Consider the following 16,563-nt stretch of genomic DNA (forward strand, 5'->3'; position numbering starts at 1 on the left):
GTTCTCCGCATATAGCTGCTGGCCCGAGCGCACCGCGTTGCGTTGCATGCGTCCAGGTGCCTGCCGCGCGGCCGGCACCTGGACGCATGCAACGCAACGCGGTGCGCTCGGGCCAGCAGCTATATGCGGAGAACTGCGACCTGACTGTCCTCAGTACGGTCGGTGCCGGAGCGGAGGTCATCGCCGACGGCAGCATCCATATCTACGGTACCCTGCGTGGCCGCGCGTTGGCCGGCGCCCAGGGCAACCCTGACGCGCGCATCTTCTGCCGCGACTTCCACGCCGAACTGGTTGCCATCGCTGGCCACTACAAGGTGCTGGACGATGTTCCCATGGACCTGCGTGGCAAGGCCGTCCAGGTCTGGCTGGAGCAGGATCAGATCAAGATCGCTGCGCTGGATTGACGCAGCCCAACCACAGAAATATTTCGGAGAAATCCTTTGGCTGAAATCATCGTAGTCACCTCCGGCAAGGGCGGCGTCGGCAAGACCACCACCAGCGCGAGCCTGGCCTGCGGGCTGGCACGGCGCGGCAAGAAGGTCGCCGTCATCGACTTCGACGTCGGTCTGCGCAACCTGGACCTGATCATGGGCTGCGAGCGGCGCGTGGTGTACGACTTCGTCAACGTCGTGCATGGCGAAGCCACGCTCAAGCAGTCGCTGATCAAGGACAAGCGCTTCGACAACCTGTACGTGCTGGCTGCCTCGCAGACCCGCGACAAGGACGCGCTGACCCAGGAAGGCGTGGAGAAGGTGCTCAAGGACCTGGCCGCCGACGGCTTCGACTACATCGTCTGCGATTCGCCGGCCGGTATCGAGAAAGGCGCATTCCTGGCGATGTACTTCGCCGACCGCGCGGTGGTGGTGGTCAATCCGGAAGTCTCCTCGGTCCGCGACTCGGACCGCATCATCGGCCTGCTCGATTCCAAGACCCGCAAGGCCGAGCAAGGCCAGACCGTGCCGGCCTTCCTGCTGCTGACCCGCTACAGCCCGGGCCGCGTGGAAGGCGGCGAGATGCTCAGCATCACCGACGTGGAAGAAGTGCTCGGCCTGAAGGCCATCGGCGTGATCCCCGAATCCGGCGACGTGCTCAATGCCTCCAACAAGGGCGAGCCGGTGATCCTGGATGCCGAGTCCCCGGCCGGCCAGGCCTACGACGACGCGGTCGCCCGCATCATGGGCGAAGAGCGCCCGATGCGATTCATATCCGTGGAGAAGAAAGGCTTCTTCAGCAAGCTGTTCGGAGGGTAAGCATGGGCCTGCTCGATTTTCTCAAGAGCAAGAAGAACACCGCCGAGACGGCCAAGAACCGCCTGCAGATCATCATTGCGCAGGAGCGCAACCACCGCGGCGGTCCGGATTACCTGCCGCTGCTGCAGCGTGAATTGCTGGAAGTGATCAAGAAGTACGTCAACATCGACGCCGATGCGGTGCGGGTGGACCTGGTCAAGGATGGCGAGCATGACGTGCTCGATATTTCCGTCGCCTTGCCCGAAGACGGCGACAAGTAGGCGATCGCCGTGGCACCGTGCCTGCACGGTGCTGCGGTGACGGCCCGAACCGACCGCGAGCCCTTGCGTGTGACCATCGAACCTTCCTCCAGCGCCGAGCCAGCCAGCGTGTTGTGCGTGGGCGATATCGGCCTGGATGCACCCACTGCCCTGCTCTCCGGTTATGGTTTGCGCCTGCATCGGGTGGACGCCGGCGCGCCGATCCCCGGCAGTTTCTGGGGCGAACCGGAGGCCGGCATCATCGGCTGCGATGTCTATGTGCGTGACGACACGCCGGTGCATTCGCTGCTGCACGAGGCCGGGCACCTGATCGTCCTGCCGGCCGACAAACGCGCGGCCGTGCATACCGACGCGACCGATTCGGTGGATGAAGAAGACGCCACCTGTTACCTGCAGATCCTGCTGGCCGAGCAATTGCCCGGCGTGGGCAGCGCGCGCCTGATGGCCGACATGGATACCTGGGGCTACACCTACCGGCTCGGATCCACGCGCGCCTGGTTCGAGCAGGACGCGGACAATGCGCGCAGCTGGCTGCTCGCGCGCAACCTGTTGCCGCAGTAACGCCGGATCGCCGCTACCTGATCGTCAGGCCGTGGCGTACCTGCAGGCCGGCATGCACAGGCTGCCAGCATGCAGCCCCCGAATCGAGCCAGCGGCCACGCACTGCAGTGCCACTTCACTGTGTGGCACAAGCAGGCTGCAGACGACGGGGTCGTCAGCATCCGCATAGACCATGCCGAATGCTCGCGTGTAAAACATGCCGGCTGCCGTCTCCGTGCAGGTCGCGCGCATCGCCAGGCGCGGCGTTTCGTAGGACTGCAGGTCACGCCGCGCAGCATCACGACGGCGCAGACATGTCCTCAACGCCACGCCGCGTAGGCTGCAGCGCATGCATAGCCTGTTTCTCAACACGGTGCTGCTGGGCGGCACCGCAGCCGATAAATTGTCGGCCGCGCAGGCGGCCGGCTTCGATGCGATCGAATTGTGGGAACAGGATCTGCAGCAGTTGGCGCGATCGCCGGCGCAGGTGCGCGGCGCCCTCCACCAGCTCGGGCTTGGACTGACCGACTACCAGGTGCTGCGCGATGTGGACGGTGCCGCTGACGCGCAACGCGACCGTTGCCGCGCGCACGCGCTACAGATGCTGGAAACCGCCGCCGCGTTGGGCGCGGGTGTGGTGCAGGCACCGGCCAACACGCGTGCCGACGTCGTGCCTGCACGGATCGTCGAGGATCTGCGCTGGCTGGGCCGTGCCGCGGCGGAGCACGGCCTGCGCATCGCCTACGAACCGATGGCGTGGAGCACGGTCAATCACACCCTGCCTGCCGCGTGGGCAAGCGTGCGTGCCAGCGGCGCGGACAACATCGATCTGGTGGTGGATGCCTACCACCTGTTCGCGCCAGGCCGTGGGCTGGACGACCTGGACGCCATCCCGGCCACGCGCATCGCCAATGTGCAGTTATGCGATGTGGCGCAGCCGGTGGCGCCAGGTGCGCTGGCCGCGGTGGCGCGGCATGCGCGGCTGCTGCCGGGCGAAGGCTGCTTTCCGCTGTCGGCGCTGTTGCGGCGCCTGGCCGGCATGGGCTACACAGGGCCGATCGGCATCGAGGTCTTCAACGATGTCCGCAAGGCTGCCGCTGCTCCGGCCACCGCGGCGGCGGCGATGGCCGCACTGCGCAGCTGCCTTGAGCGTGCCGGCGATTAGTTGCGCTGCGCGCCGCTAAGATCCAGCGTCACCACCGTGCCCTGCCCCGCGCTGGAATCCAAGTGCAGATGCCAGCCCAGATGCTCGCAGAGCCGTCCGATCAGCTCAAGCCCGATGCCGTTGCCCTGGCGTGCGTTGTCGCGCGCCAGGCGCGCGTAGATCGCGCTGATCTCCTCCGGCGTCATGCCGTGGCCCGGGTCGGCAATGCGCACTACCCCTGGTGCCGATAGCGAAACACGGATGATGCCCCGGTCGCTGTTCTCGATCGCGTTGCGCAACAGATTGCCGATGGCGGTCTGCACGATCGCCACCGGTGCGGTGAGGCTGCATGGCGGAAGCGGGTCGGTGAGCACCTGCAGATCCTTGTCGGCGAGCAGATGCGCGTGGTCGGCGACGATCTCCGGCAGCAACAGATCCAGGCGCAGCGGATCGCTGCTGCGCGTCAGCCGGCCGGGGTCCTTGGCCAGCACCAGCAACAAGGTGATCAACTGCTCTACCGCGGCGCTGGTCTGCGCGATGCGCTCCAGTTGATGACGCACCGCCGACGGGGTGCCGGGTTGTTCCAGTGCCAGTTCGGCAGCGTTGCCGATCACCGCCAGCGGGGTGCGCAACTCGTGGCTGGCACTGTCGATGAAGGCGCGTTCGCGTTCGACGAACTGGCCGTTGCGATCGAGATAATCGTTGAGCGCATCGGCAATCACGTACAGCTCGGCGCTGCCCTGCGGGCCAACAGCAATGCGTTGTGCACGCCGCTCCGGACGCAGCGCACCGATGTCGCGCGCCAGCTCCACCAGCGGGCGCACCAGCCGCGCCATCGCATACGTGCCCATCAACAAGGTGATGCCGATCAACGCGACACCGGCGGCCAGCATCCAGCGGGTGATGAACTGCTCCAGCGCTTCGAAGTCGGTGATATCCAGCACCAGCGCCAGGCGCCCGGCATGCGGGGTGTCGCGCACCATCACCGCGCTCTGGCGGCCGGCGATCTCCAGCTCGTCGTGCAGGCCGGGATGCAGCGTGCGCAGGACCGGCGGCACCGTCGCGCTGCCGTCGACGCGATACAACCGCAGGGTGTCCGAGTCCTGCCAGCGGTAATCCGGATTCTGCGCACTGCGGTCCAGGATGCTGTCCAGTTCCGAATTCAACAACGAGCGCCACACGCCGTGTTCCGCGCGCTCGTGCAGATACTGCGCGGTGCCGAACACCGCCAGCACCATCAGCAGCGTGTAGCCGAACAACCACACCAGCACGCGACGGCCCAACGGGCGCTGCCTAAGCATCGCTGCACTCGCCCGTGGACTGATCGCCGGCGCCTTCCAATGGCGCCAGGCGATAGCCCAGCCGCGGCAGCGTATGGATCAGTTTCTGCGCGAATGGGCCATCCACGCTGCGGCGCAACTCGTAAATATGCGAGCGCAGCATGTCGCCATCGGGCGGATCGTCGCCCCAGAGCGATTGCTCAAGACGCTGCCGGGTGACGGCGGCGGGGCTGGCCTGCATCAGCACTTCCAGCAACTTGCGGCAGGCCGGATACAGGTGCAGCACCTGGCCGGCGCGGGTGGCTTCCAGGGTGGACAGGTCCAGGCGCAGATCGGCCACCTGCAGCAACTTGCCGCGTCGGCGCCCATGCGCACGCGCCAGCAGGGCCTCGATGCGAACCTCCAGTTCCGGCAGCGCGAACGGCTTGGTCAGGTAGTCGTCGGCACCGGCGCGGAAGCCGGCGATCTTGTCGGGCAACTCGTCGCGGGCGGTGAGCATGATCACCGGCAATTCGGACTGGTGCTGCTCGCGCAGGCGGCGCAGTACTTCCGGGCCGTCCATGCGCGGCATCATCCAGTCCAGCACCAGCACATCGTAGTGCTGGGTGGTGGCCAGGTGCAGGCCGGTGACGCCATCGGGCGCGGCGTCCAGGGTGTGCCCGCGCGCTTCGAAATAGTCGAACAGGTTGGCAACCATGTTGCGGTTGTCTTCGATGACCAGCAGCCGCATGAGCGCGTTTCCAGGGCGGCCCGGCAGGGACGATGTGCGCATCCTAACCGAGCCTGGCCGAACACGGCCGCTCTGGAGGGTTCCGACAAAATTCCGACCTGCCAGCCGGATAGTGTGGCGCCCCACCGCTCGGGGCGTGCGCGTGTCGCCTGCCATCTCCGCCGCCACTTCCCGCCAGCGCGCACTGCTTGCCGCCGTGGTGCTGATCATCGTCAGCCTGCTGGCAGGCCTGGGCCTGCGCCAGCCCAACCCACCGGATGAGCCGCGCTTTGTGCTGGCCGCACGCAGCATGGTCGAGACCGGCCAGTGGTTGCTGCCGCATCGCGGCCGCGACCTGTATGCCGAAAAGCCGCCGGTGTTCATGTGGTTGCAGGCGGCCAGCTACGAGCTGGTGCCGCACTGGACCGTCGCCTTCCTGCTGCCTTCGCTGCTGGCTGCGCTCGCCACCTTGTGGCTGACCTGGGACATCGCACGGCGTCTATGGAACAGGCGCGTGGCGCGTCATGCGGTGCTGGGGTTGTTTGCGGTGCTGCAGTTCGGCCTGATGGCCAAGCGTGCGCAGATCGACATGGTGCTGGTGGCGCTGACCACGCTGTCGTTGTGGGGGATGCTGCGGCATCTGCTACGCGGGCCGGACTGGCGCGCATGGATGCTGGGGGTGTTCGCAGCCGGCGTGGGTACGGTGACCAAGGGCGTGGGCTTTCTGCCATTGCTGCTGTTGCTGCCGTGGATGGCGCTGCCGCGCAGGCACTGGAGCGTGCTGCCGGCACGCGCACAAGCTGGGCGCAGCTGGTTGCTGGTGCTGCCGGCGTTTCTGGCCGGCACTGCGGTTTGGCTTGGTCCGCTCGGCATCGCGTTGTGGCAGAGCAACGAGCCGGCGCTGCACGCCTACGCGCACGAGTTGTTGTTCAAGCAGACCGGCACCCGCTACGCGCACGCCTGGCATCACCTCAAACCGGCCTGGTACTACCTGCAGGTGATCGCCACGCTGTGGTTGCCGGGCTGCCTGGTGTTGCCATGGTTGCTGCCGGCGTGGTGGCGACGGCTGCGGCGCGGCGACCCGCGCTATCTGTTGCTGCTTGCCTGGAGCCTGCTGGTGCTGGTGTTTTTCAGTGCCAGCCCGGGCAAGCGCGAGGTCTACATCTTTCCGATGCTGCCGGCCCTGTGCATCGCCGCCGCACCGCTGCTGGCCGGGCTGCTGCGCAAGCGTGGCGTCCGCATGTTGCTGACCGGCTACCTGCTGCTGCTTGCGCTGGCCGCTCTTGCATTGGGCAGCGGCATCGCACTGCATCTGCACTGGGCGGAAAACACTGCATTGAAGCGTGGCATGGCGTTGGCCTCGCTGCAGTCGGTCGGCGTGTGGTTGATCGGCCTGGGCGTGGTCGGCCTGGCGGCACTTGCGTGGTCGCGCGGCAAGCGCACCGGCACCGCGGTGGTGGCGGTGACCGCCGCGCTATGGATCGTCTACGGCCTGGGCTTGATGCCTGCACTGGATCCCTACAGCTCTGCTGCGCGGGTGATGCAGCGCGTGGGGCAGCACATCGGCCCGGATGCCGAGCTGGGCATGCTGGCCTGGCGCGAACAGAACATGCTGCAGGCGGACCGGGCGGTGACCGACTTCGGCTTCAAGGCAAGCTGGCAGCAGCAATGGGCCAAGGCAGGCCCCTGGCTTGCACACGCCCCCGAGCGTCGTTGGTTGTTCGTCCTCAAGCAGGCAGTACCGGCCTGCATCGATCCGGCGCAACGTTTCGATGTTGGCGAATCCAATCGCAATCAATGGCAGTTGGTGCCGGGCACGGCATGGCATGCCGGCTGCGTTGCCGCCGATACCGATACCGATACCGATCCTGGTGCCGGCGACAGCGAGACAGACTGAACGCCGGATAGCGTGTTAACGGCCGAGCAACCCCGGTCCGACCGCTTTCCGACATGCCGCTTTCGAAGATGCCGGGCATAGACCACCGGCCGATGCTTCGATGACCACGTTTCCCGTATACGCACCTGCCCTGACGCGCACAGCCACTGCTGCGCAAACCCGCTTCCTGGTTCGGCATCTGTGGCTACCGTTGGCCGGCGTGCTAGTGCTCAGCGCGTTGTTGATGAGTGCCGGTGGCGACCAGTGGATTGCCGATGCGCTGTATCGGCTGGAAGGCGGGCATTGGCTGCTCAAGGACCACTGGTTCACCAGCGGCGTGATTCACCGCGTCGGCAAATGGCTGAGCACCGCAGCCGCTGTCAGCGTGCTGGTGCTGGCGCTGGTGGCCTGGTGCCGGCCACGCCTGCGTGTGCTGCGCTGGCCGCTGACCTATCTGGCTACATCGATCGCACTGTCGACCTCGCTGGTGTCCTTGCTCAAGTCGTGGACGGCGATGGATTGCCCCTGGGATTTGAGCCGTTATGGCGGCACCCAGCCGATGATCGGGCTGTTCGAATCGCGCCATGGCATTGCCGCGTCCGGTTGTTTTCCGGCAGGTCACGCCAGTGCCGGTTATGCGTGGGTGGCGTTGTATTTCTGTGCGCTGGCACTGCGTCCTGCATGGCGTGTTCCTGCATTGTGGCTGGGCATCGCGGCAGGGCTGTTGTTCGGGATTGCGCAGCAACTGCGCGGCGCGCATTTCCTGTCGCACGACCTGTGGTCGCTGGCGGTGTGCTGGGGAACTGCACTTGCACTGTACTGGGGGATGCTGGCTCGACCGCATCGCGCCAATGAAGTGGTGTTGCAATCGGGGGATGCAGCATGAGCACCTATCTACCGCAATCGCGTGGGCGCAAACGCCTGCGCGCACTGACCTGGACAACGCGCCCCACGGTCTCGACCGAGACGCTGGTGCTGTTATCGAGCGTGTTCTTTGCACTGGTGTGCAATCAGCTGTTCTGGCACACGGCCATGGCCACGCATCCGGGCAGCCTCGGGTTTGCCATCTCGTTGATGGCGCTGCTGGTGGCCGTGCATGCGTTGTTGCTGGGCCTGCTGGTCTGGCGCTGGAACGCCAAGCCACTGCTGACGCTGCTGCTGTTCACCACAGCGCTGGCCGCGCACTACATGGACAGCTACAACGTCTATCTGGATGCGGACATGCTGCGCAACGTGCTGCATACCGACCACAAGGAATCGCGCGAGCTGCTCACACCCGGCTTGATCCTGCCGCTGCTGTGCTACTTCCTGATTCCGACCACGCTGTTGTGGCGCATTCGCCTGCACGCGCGCAGCATCGGCAGATCGCTGGCAACCCGCGCCGGCTTTCTGCTGGTGGTGGCAGTGCTCGGCGCGGCCGGCGCGATGCTGTCCTCGCAAGACGTCTCCGCGTTGATGCGCAACCACCGCGAGGTGCGTTACCTGGCCACGCCGATCAATTACATCGTTGCGCTGCGGCAGAACCTCAAGTCCGATTCGCCGATCAAGCACGCGCCCAGGCAACCGGTCGAGCACGATGCCATGGCCACGCCACGCGCACCGGGAAGTCGTCCGCGCCTGCTGCTGGTGGTACTGGGCGAAACCGCGCGTGCGCAGAACTGGGGCCTCAACGGCTATGCGCGCCAGACCACACCCGAGCTGGCGCAGGCCGGGGTGATCAATTTCCCCGACATGCATTCGTGCGGCACCAGCACCGAGGTCTCGGTGCCGTGCATGTTTTCGCCATTCGGCCGCCGCGATTACAACGAGGACATGATCCGCAGCCACCAGTCGCTGCTGCATGTGCTCGAACATGCCGGCATTTCCACGCTGTGGCGCGATAACCAATCCGGCTGCAAGGGCGTCTGCGACGGACTGGAGATCCAGAAGCTGGACGATGCCACCACGCCAGGGCTGTGCGCCGACGGCCGTTGCATGGACGAGATCCTGCTGAGCGATCTGGCTGCACAAGTGCGGGCAAAGCCCGGCGACCGCGTGGTGGTGCTGCATCAACTCGGCAGCCACGGACCGAGTTATTTCGAGCGCTACCCGGCACGGTTCGAGCGCTTCAAGCCGGTATGCAAGACCGCCGACCTGGGCAGTTGCAGCCGCCAGGACATCGTCAACGCCTACGATAATTCCATCGCCTACACCGATCACTTCCTCAACCAGGCCATCCACGCACTGCGCGGGCTGCAGGATTACGACACCGCGATGATCTACCTCTCCGATCACGGCGAATCGCTAGGCGAAAAAGGCCTCTACCTGCACGGTGTGCCGTACGCGATCGCCCCCAAGGAGCAGACCCATGTCCCGATGGTGATGTGGTTCTCGCCGGAGTTCGCTCGCGACCGCGGCCTGGACGAAACCTGCCTGCGCCACCGTGCCGGCCAATACACCGACCAGGACGCGCTGTTCCCATCGGTGCTTGGGCTGATGCAGGTCAAGACCAGCGCCTATGCACGCGAGCGCGATCTGTTTGCGCAGTGCACGGGATAAACGCGGTTGGATACTCCGAACTTGGTTATCGAGTGCGCAGCGCCCCTCAGACATGGAGCCGACACGTCATGATCGAGCAGGGCGCATCCAGCACTGCTCTTCCATGCGCACCGACCATCTCGACTGGCCCTTGCCCGCTCACCGTCGCGGGACCTTACGCGGCATGGATGCCGCGCCAGAGCCTACACGGACGTACTTGCGGCGTGTCCCGCGAGGGTGGGCGGGTAAGGGCCCTGCAGTAACGCCGCAGATCAGCCCCCTGCAACTAATCTATCGATGCTGCCCAGGCCTTTAAAGCACGACATCCAGAGCAATCGGGACTTAGAACACTGGCATCGTTTAAGCGCGATCAAATGCTTGAGCCAAGAGCTTAGTCAGTGGAGGGCGCGGCGAGGACACCGCACGAGACGGTGTACTGATTGTTTTACTGAAAACCATGCACACCGACCATCTCGACTGGTCCTTGCCCGCCCACCGTCGCGGGACCTTGAGCTGCATGGATGCCGCGCCAGAGCCTACAAGGACGTACTTGCGGCGTGTCCTGCGATGGTGGGCGGGCAAGGGCCCTGCAGCACACTTGCAGCGTCGAGGGCGCGGTGCCCTCACCGCTTGCGGGACACGCCGTGAACCCGTCCCTGGGGGCTCGGTGGCGGCATCCATGCCGCCACACGGTCCCGCAATCGGCGAGGACACCGCACCAGACAGTGTGCTGACTGTTTTACTGAAAGCCATGCACACCGACCATCTCGACGGGTCCTTGCCACCCATCGTCGCGGGACCTTCGTCTCCCCTGATCAGCAGATATGCACCTGCAGACGTCCGCGTCGCGTGCGCAGTGACAGTGCTTGCGGTAGACCGCGCTGCGTTCTAGCCTGCGTCGGACTTCACCGCAAGGACCACCCGTGAATCCTCGTTTGTTGTGGCTGGCACTGGCCGTGGCCGCCGGCACGCTGTCGTTGTCGGCCTGCCGTCGGGATACGGCAGCACCCGCCAGGCCCGCTGCGGCCAAAACCGCCCCGCAGGAAAGCGCCGACCAGTTTGTTGCTCGCATCAGCGCCGAGTACAAGGCCGCGTACCCGGAAGTCACTGCCGCGCAGTGGTTGTCTTCGACCTACATCAATGGCGATTCCCAGTTGCTGGCCGCCAAGGCCAACGAGCGCTCGCTGGCGCAGCTGGACCGCTGGATCGAACAATCCAAGCAGTACGCAGGTACCCCGATGTCGGCCGACAGCGCGCGTGCATTGCAACTGCTGAAACTGATGAGCGCCCTGCCCGCGCCACGCGACCCAGCCAAGCTGGCGGAGCTCACCCGGATCGCCGCCAAGATGGAAGGCGACTACGGCGCGGGCAGTTATTGCGTGGGCGATGGCGAGCAACGCCGCTGCCGCCAGCTCGGCGAGCTGGAGCAGGTGCTGGCCAGCAGCCGCGATTACGCAGAGCAACTGGATGCCTGGCAGGGCTGGCATGGCACCGCAATCCCGATGCGCAAGGACTACCAGCGATTTGTCGAGCTCGCCAACGAGGGCGCGCGCGGACTGGGCTTTGCCGATGTCGGCGTGCTATGGCGCAGCGGCTACGACATGCCGCCAGCGCAACTGTCCAGCGAAACCGACCGTCTCTGGGAGCAGGTCAAACCGCTGTACGCACAACTGCAGTGCTATGCGCGCGGCAAACTCGATACGCAATACGGCAAGGACAAGGGCGAGCTTGCCGGCGGCATGTTGCCCGCACATCTGATGGGCAATATGTGGCAGCAGGACTGGAGCAATCTGTGGGACCTGCTGCAGCCGTATCCAGGTGCCGGCGATCTGGACATCACCGCCGCGCTGGAAAAACAATACCAGGGCAACCTGAGTGCGGTGCTGGCACGCACCACGGGCACCGAAGGCGGCAGCGGCGCCCGCTTCCAGGCCGAGCGTGAAGCGCAACTGCGCACAGCAAAACAGATGACCGAGCGTGCGCAGGACTTCTACACCTCGCTCGGCATGCCCAAGCTTCCCGACACCTATTGGCAGCGGTCGCAGTTCATCAAGCCCCTGGACCGCGACGTGGTCTGCCATGCCAGCGCGTGGGACATGAACATGGGCGGCGAGCCAAACCAGAACATCGGTGCGGACGTGCGCACCAAGATGTGCATCAAGCCAACCGAAGAGGATTTCACCACCATCTACCACGAGCTCGGCCACATCTATTACGACCTGGCCTATAACCCGCTGCCGCCGCTGTTCCAGAACGGCGCCAACGATGGCTTCCATGAAGCGATCGGCGACACCATCGTGCTGGCGATGACGCCCAAGTATCTGCAGTCGATCGGCATGGTGGGCGAACAACAGGCCGGCCGCGAGGCGCTGATCAATTCGCAGATGCGCATGGCGCTGAGCAAGGTTGCCTTCCTGCCATTCGGTTTGATGATCGACCGCTGGCGCTGGGGCGTGTTCGATGGCTCGATCACCCCCGAGCACTACAACCAGGCCTGGTGGGAGCTGAAAGCCAAATACCAGGGCGTGGCGCCGGTGACCCCGCGCGGCGAGGAGTTCTTCGATGCCGGCGCCAAATACCACGTGCCGGGCAATACGCCGTACACCCGGTATTTTCTGGCGCATATCCTGCAGTTCCAGTTCTACAAGGGCCTGTGCGAAGCCGCAGGCCACCAAGGCCCGTTGTACGAGTGCAGCTTCTACGGCAACAAGGACGCCGGGCAGAAGTTCTGGTCGATGCTGCAACGTGGCGCCAGCCAACCCTGGCAGATCACGCTGAAGGAACTCACCGGCAACGAGCGCCTGGATGCCGGCCCGATGCTGGAATATTTCGCACCGATGAACGAGTGGCTGAAGCAGCAGAACCAGGGGAAATTGTGCGGCTGGCAGGCGACCGCGCCCGCTGCCGCCAGCAACGCGCCGCCGCCTGCCGCGATGCACTGACGCGCCGCTTTCCCTGCGGCATGCGGCGGCCGCCGCCCTGGCCGCCGCATAACATTGATTTGATAAATGCCAAAAACGCCGGCGATATACTGCGCGCCCGCTGCACCGGCGCAGCATGCAGGATGCATCCAATGAACAACGCCTCCACCGGCCCGGACCCGCGCGACGCGGACACCAACAAGCAGCTCATCGACGACGCGAACGACCGCGCGTTCGACCCGACCTACAGCAGCAAGAACAGCGACTATTCGGTGGAACTGGGCAGCAGCACCGTGGAGCTCAACCCCGAAGATCAGTCGGTCAAGTATTCCCATACCAGTGAGCAGAGCAACGGCAGCCAGGCCCGGCCACTGGGCGAGAACAGCCTGCAGACCAGCACCTCGCTGGGCCTGGGCAAGCTCAGCGATGCCGACGCGAAGGCCACCACCTTCAATCTGGAGGCCGACGCGCGTACCGGACAGCAGCAAAGCCTGCAGACCAAGCTCGGCGACGGCAAATTGAACATCGAAGCTGGTGTCAGTGGCGGGCAGCGCATGCGCTACGCACTGACGCTGCCCGGTGCCGACCAGCCTGCAGAGGCTGCCGCGCGCGTCAATCCGCTACAGCCGGAGAGCCTTCCGGTCGGCGCGCGTGCGGTGATGGACACGCAGACCTACACCCAGCGCGATTCCTCGGCGAGCCTGCAACACCTCAGCATGCAGAGCGAGATCACCGAAGCCAGCGGCCGCAGCTACCTGATCGAGCGTGTGGACGAGCGCCACGTGCGGGTGGTGACTGGACCCAACGCAGCCATCGAGGCGGTGAACGCAGCTGGCTTCAAGGTGGGACCGGCGCAGGCTCTGCTCGGGCGCGCCGACTCCCTGGGCCAGTCGCGGGTGGAGAGTGCGCAGTTCGACCTGGCCGATCCGCGTGCGCTCGCGGCCATGGGCCAGTTCGTGCGCGAGGGCACGCTGGAATCAGGCGTGCCCGGCGTCGACGAACAACAGACGCTGGAGCGCATCAACTTCAGCTCGCAGCAGCGGCTGCAGCTGGAATTGGGCCCGCTCAGCGCCGATGTGGCCGGCAACCGCAACCAGGGCAGCCAGGTGCGCATCAGCACACCGGGCCAGGACGGCTACACGGTGGTACAACAGCTGCAATACGGAGACAACGTGCCGCTGACGATCGTGCGCCAGTACGACGGCAACGACACCGAACGCGTGCAGGACCGCAGCTACCGCTTCGAGATCGATGGCGACGTTGCCACGCCGGGGCTGCTGCAACGCCTGGGCGGGCGCAACGAGGCCAGCGAGGAAAAGGCGATCGCGCAGAATCTCAACAGTGCGCTGAGCGGCGAGATGGCGGGCACCGGTGCGATCGCGCCAGGGCAGAAGACCACGCTGGCCTTCAGCGAGGCGCAGATGCAGGCGCTGATGGAGCAGACCCAGGCCAGCGTCGAGGCCAGCAGGATCGGCGGCAGCTCGCTGAGCTCGCTGGTCGGCGACCGCGGCGCCGCGCCGCAGTCACCCGAACGCTTCGCGATCGCGATGGCCCGCAATGTGGGCAGCACGCCGTATCCATTCGTCGAGCGGCTGCAGCGCATCGCCGACGGTGCCGATGGGACATACGACGGCCAGTTGCAGCGCATCGATGCCGAGGTCGTTCCGCGCCAGGCAGCGACGGCGACCGCCGCCTCGGATGCACGCCATCCGGCCAATCCGGACCATGCGCTGCTGAACCAATGCACCGCAGCGGTGGAGCAGCTGGAGACCGCGCGTGGCCGCGTGCCCGATGCGGACAGCGAGCGCCTGGCAGCCGGAGCGCTGGTGGCCGCGCGCGAGCATGGGCTGCAGCGCGTGGATCACGTGGTGCTGGGGCGCGACCCGGCACAGGGCTTCGTGGTCCAGGGGGCGCTGGATTCGCCGGCCCACTTGCGCGGACCCTTCGATGCGCAGGCCGCGCAGCAGACGCCGGTGGACCACAGTCTGCAGCGCGCGCAGGCGCTGGGCGCCGGGCAGGATCGCAACGCCGCCGCGCAGGAACAGACGCAGCAACAGGACCTGCAGCGACAGGCACCGGCGCGCTGATCCGGCGCACTGGCTGATCCGCAGCCAGGCGCTGGCGCAGTTCAGCCCGACCACTGCCCATCCACGCGGAATGGGCAGTGGTCGGAATCGGCTTCGCCGACACCGCTGCGTGTATGGCCTCAGTTGGGACGCGCGGGCACCAGCTTCTGCGCGAACTCGATCCGGAACGCCTCGAAATCCCTGCCGTCGGCAGCGGCCTCGGCATGCGCCGCATCCTTGAGCGTGTCCGAGTAGGTCAGCCGTACCGGCGTGCCCTGGCGTTCGTGCAACTCGGCCGCGCGCATGATCAGGGCCAGCACCTGGGCGGCACTGGTGCTCTCGCCGGCGATGCGGCCGTCCATGCCCAGCACCCATTCGCCGTCGCGGCGGACGATGCCGGCCAGTAGCGTGCGCTGCTGGTCGCGCAGTTCGGCATGTGGCTCGATCGGCGAAACCGGCACGGGATTGGCGGCGGCCTGGTTGCGCAGGCGCTCGGCGGCGCGCTTGCGGGCGTCGCGGCGCAGCTTGGAATCGGTGGACATGCAGGCTCCTGTGAGGTCAGAGATGGTCGGCCGGCTCCAGAGGCACGGCCTCTTCGGCCTGGCGGCGGCGTAGACGGCGGCCGCTGCGGCGCTCCCAGCGCCAGAATAGCCAGCCCAGCAGGAAAAAACCGGTCATGCCGATCGCCAGGTGGCGCGGGTGTTCACTCAGCAGCGGCGACAGCACCCCGGCCACCAGCGTATTGGTCATCAACTGGGTGAAGGCCTGCAGCGAGGACGCCAGGCCGCGCTGGTGCGGGTACATGTCCAGCACCGCCAGCGCCAGGATCGGAAAGATCAGCGCCATGCCCACGCCGGCCAGGAAGATCGGCAGCACCGCCCATGGCAGGGCGATCTGCGCTGCCGTCATGGTGTAGCCCAGGTTCGCCAGCGCCGCCACGCCGCAGCAGATGAAGCCGATGCGGATCTGCCGCACCGGGTCCATGCTGCCGGCCATGCGCCCGGACAGGAACGAGCCCAGCGTCATGCCGCCGATGGTGGGAATGAACAGCCAGGCGAAGTCGCCTTCGCCCAGGTGCAGGTGGCGCATGATCAGCACCGGCGCCGAGGCGATGTACAGGAAGATGCCGGCGAAGTTGAACGCACCGGCCGCGGCCAGGCGCTGGAAGCGCGGGTTGAAGCCGATCCGCACGTAGTCGTGCAGCAGGCGCTTGAGCTGCAGCGGCGTGCGCGCCTCCACCGGGTGGGTCTCCGGCAGCCAGGTCAGCGTGGCCACCAGCAGCACCAGCCCGAACGCCACCAGAAACCAGAAGATCAGCGGCCAGCCGGCACCGCTGAGCAGGATCCAGCCGCCGATGATCGGCGCGATCGCCGGGGCGATGCCGAAGATCATCGACACCTGGCTCATCAGCCGTTGCGCGTCCGGGCCCTGGAACAGGTCGCGGATCACCGCCCGCCCGACGATCATGCCGACCCCGGCCGACAGGCCCTGCAACGCGCGGAACGCCAGCAGGGTGGGCAGATCCTGCGACAGCGCGCAGCCCACCGAGCCGGCGATGAACAGCACCAGCCCGCCCAGGATCACCCGCTTGCGGCCCCAGGCATCGGACAGCGGGCCGTGCGCGATGCTCATCAGCCCGTAGGCGAGCAGATAGACGCTGATGGTCTGCTGGATCGCCACCTCGTCCACCGCCAGGCTGCGGCTGAGCCGCGAGAACGCCGGGAAGATGGTGTCGATGGAAAACGGACCAAACATCGCCAGCCCGGCGAGCAGCAGCGCCATGCGACGGGTGGAAGGCGTGGTGGGGGGCATGCAGGGATCCGAAACGTGGTGCACCGGGGGACGCACGCCGACGCTGGCCTGGGGGGGCGCGTCGGGATGGGCACAAGGGCGTCGATGATAGGCGCTCGCCGTTGCAAGGTTAAGCAGGCCCGAGTGCATGGGGCGTGCGCCCGCCCTGGCGGACGCGCCCGCCGCTGCGCACGCAGGCTATAATCGGC

14 protein-coding genes are annotated in these 16,563 nt (G+C 66.3%); 10 read left to right on the top strand and 4 right to left on the bottom strand.

The window, feature by feature from the left end; translation table 11 throughout:
* The 5 genes from minC to EO174_RS18345 all read left to right on the top strand — a co-directional run.
* Positions 1-404, top strand: a 404-nt coding sequence (minC, locus tag EO174_RS18325) for a septum site-determining protein MinC (RefSeq protein WP_164740260.1), incomplete at its 5' end; no start/stop codon positions are given.
* Between the two features lie 36 nt (positions 405-440).
* The gene (gene minD / locus EO174_RS18330) at positions 441-1,250 is read left to right on the top strand and encodes a septum site-determining protein MinD (protein ID WP_016901689.1); all 810 of its coding nucleotides are present in this window, start codon (positions 441-443) and stop codon (positions 1,248-1,250) included.
* Between the two features lie 2 nt (positions 1,251-1,252).
* Positions 1,253-1,510 (top strand): cell division topological specificity factor MinE, encoded by a 258-nt coding sequence (gene minE / locus EO174_RS18335; RefSeq protein WP_005994583.1) that lies wholly within the window; start codon positions 1,253-1,255, stop codon positions 1,508-1,510.
* Between the two features lie 63 nt (positions 1,511-1,573).
* Entirely contained in the window at positions 1,574-2,071 is a 498-nt protein-coding gene (locus tag EO174_RS18340; RefSeq protein WP_126946912.1) for a hypothetical protein, read from the top strand.
* Between the two features lie 328 nt (positions 2,072-2,399).
* On the top strand, positions 2,400-3,215 hold the full coding sequence (locus EO174_RS18345; RefSeq protein ID WP_126946537.1) for a sugar phosphate isomerase/epimerase family protein: 816 nt from the start codon (positions 2,400-2,402) through the stop codon (positions 3,213-3,215).
* On the opposite strand, the gene EO174_RS18350 is transcribed toward EO174_RS18345, so the two are convergent.
* Both EO174_RS18350 and EO174_RS18355 read right to left on the bottom strand, forming a co-directional pair.
* Complete coding sequence (locus EO174_RS18350) at positions 3,212-4,495, bottom strand: HAMP domain-containing sensor histidine kinase (RefSeq protein WP_126946540.1); 1,284 nt, start codon at positions 4,493-4,495, stop codon at positions 3,212-3,214. The two genes, EO174_RS18345 and EO174_RS18350, sit on opposite strands and share 4 nt — an antisense overlap.
* The gene (locus tag EO174_RS18355) at positions 4,488-5,204 is read right to left on the bottom strand and encodes a response regulator transcription factor (RefSeq protein ID WP_104650291.1); all 717 of its coding nucleotides are present in this window, start codon (positions 5,202-5,204) and stop codon (positions 4,488-4,490) included. Before EO174_RS18355 ends, EO174_RS18350 begins: the two co-directional genes overlap by 8 nt.
* A gap of 136 nt (positions 5,205-5,340) precedes the next feature.
* Here EO174_RS18355 and EO174_RS18360 point away from each other — a divergent pair, with 136 nt between their 5' ends.
* From EO174_RS18360 to EO174_RS18390, 5 genes are all read left to right on the top strand, one after another.
* Positions 5,341-7,080 (top strand): glycosyltransferase family 39 protein, encoded by a 1,740-nt coding sequence (locus EO174_RS18360; protein WP_164739873.1) that lies wholly within the window; start codon positions 5,341-5,343, stop codon positions 7,078-7,080.
* A 100-nt stretch (positions 7,081-7,180) separates the two neighbouring features.
* The gene (locus EO174_RS18365; RefSeq protein WP_104650293.1) at positions 7,181-7,945 is read left to right on the top strand and encodes a phosphatase PAP2 family protein; all 765 of its coding nucleotides are present in this window, start codon (positions 7,181-7,183) and stop codon (positions 7,943-7,945) included.
* Positions 7,942-9,597 carry a phosphoethanolamine--lipid A transferase gene (locus EO174_RS18370; RefSeq protein ID WP_119132555.1) on the top strand — a complete coding sequence of 552 codons (1,656 nt, stop codon included), beginning with the start codon at positions 7,942-7,944 and terminating at the stop codon, positions 9,595-9,597. The genes EO174_RS18365 and EO174_RS18370 overlap by 4 nt, the downstream gene beginning before the upstream one ends.
* 902 nt (positions 9,598-10,499) lie before the next feature.
* Positions 10,500-12,518, top strand: coding sequence for a M2 family metallopeptidase (locus EO174_RS18385; protein WP_126946549.1), 2,019 nt, complete (start codon positions 10,500-10,502; stop codon positions 12,516-12,518).
* 131 nt (positions 12,519-12,649) lie between these two features.
* Positions 12,650-14,584: an XVIPCD domain-containing protein gene (locus EO174_RS18390; protein WP_126946552.1), complete on the top strand. Its 1,935-nt coding sequence runs from the start codon at positions 12,650-12,652 to the stop codon at positions 14,582-14,584.
* Between the two features lie 119 nt (positions 14,585-14,703).
* On the opposite strand, the gene EO174_RS18395 is transcribed toward EO174_RS18390, so the two are convergent.
* Positions 14,704-15,105, bottom strand: a complete 402-nt coding sequence (locus EO174_RS18395; RefSeq protein ID WP_126945872.1) for a hypothetical protein — start codon at positions 15,103-15,105, stop codon at positions 14,704-14,706.
* Between the two features lie 16 nt (positions 15,106-15,121).
* On the bottom strand, positions 15,122-16,375 hold the full coding sequence (locus EO174_RS18400; protein WP_115676351.1) for a multidrug effflux MFS transporter: 1,254 nt from the start codon (positions 16,373-16,375) through the stop codon (positions 15,122-15,124).
* Positions 16,376-16,563: the final 188 nt, after the last annotated feature.

It is taken from the genome of Xanthomonas sp. BRIP62418, from assembly GCF_003993495.1.
GTDB lineage: Bacteria > Pseudomonadota > Gammaproteobacteria > Xanthomonadales > Xanthomonadaceae > Xanthomonas > Xanthomonas euroxanthea.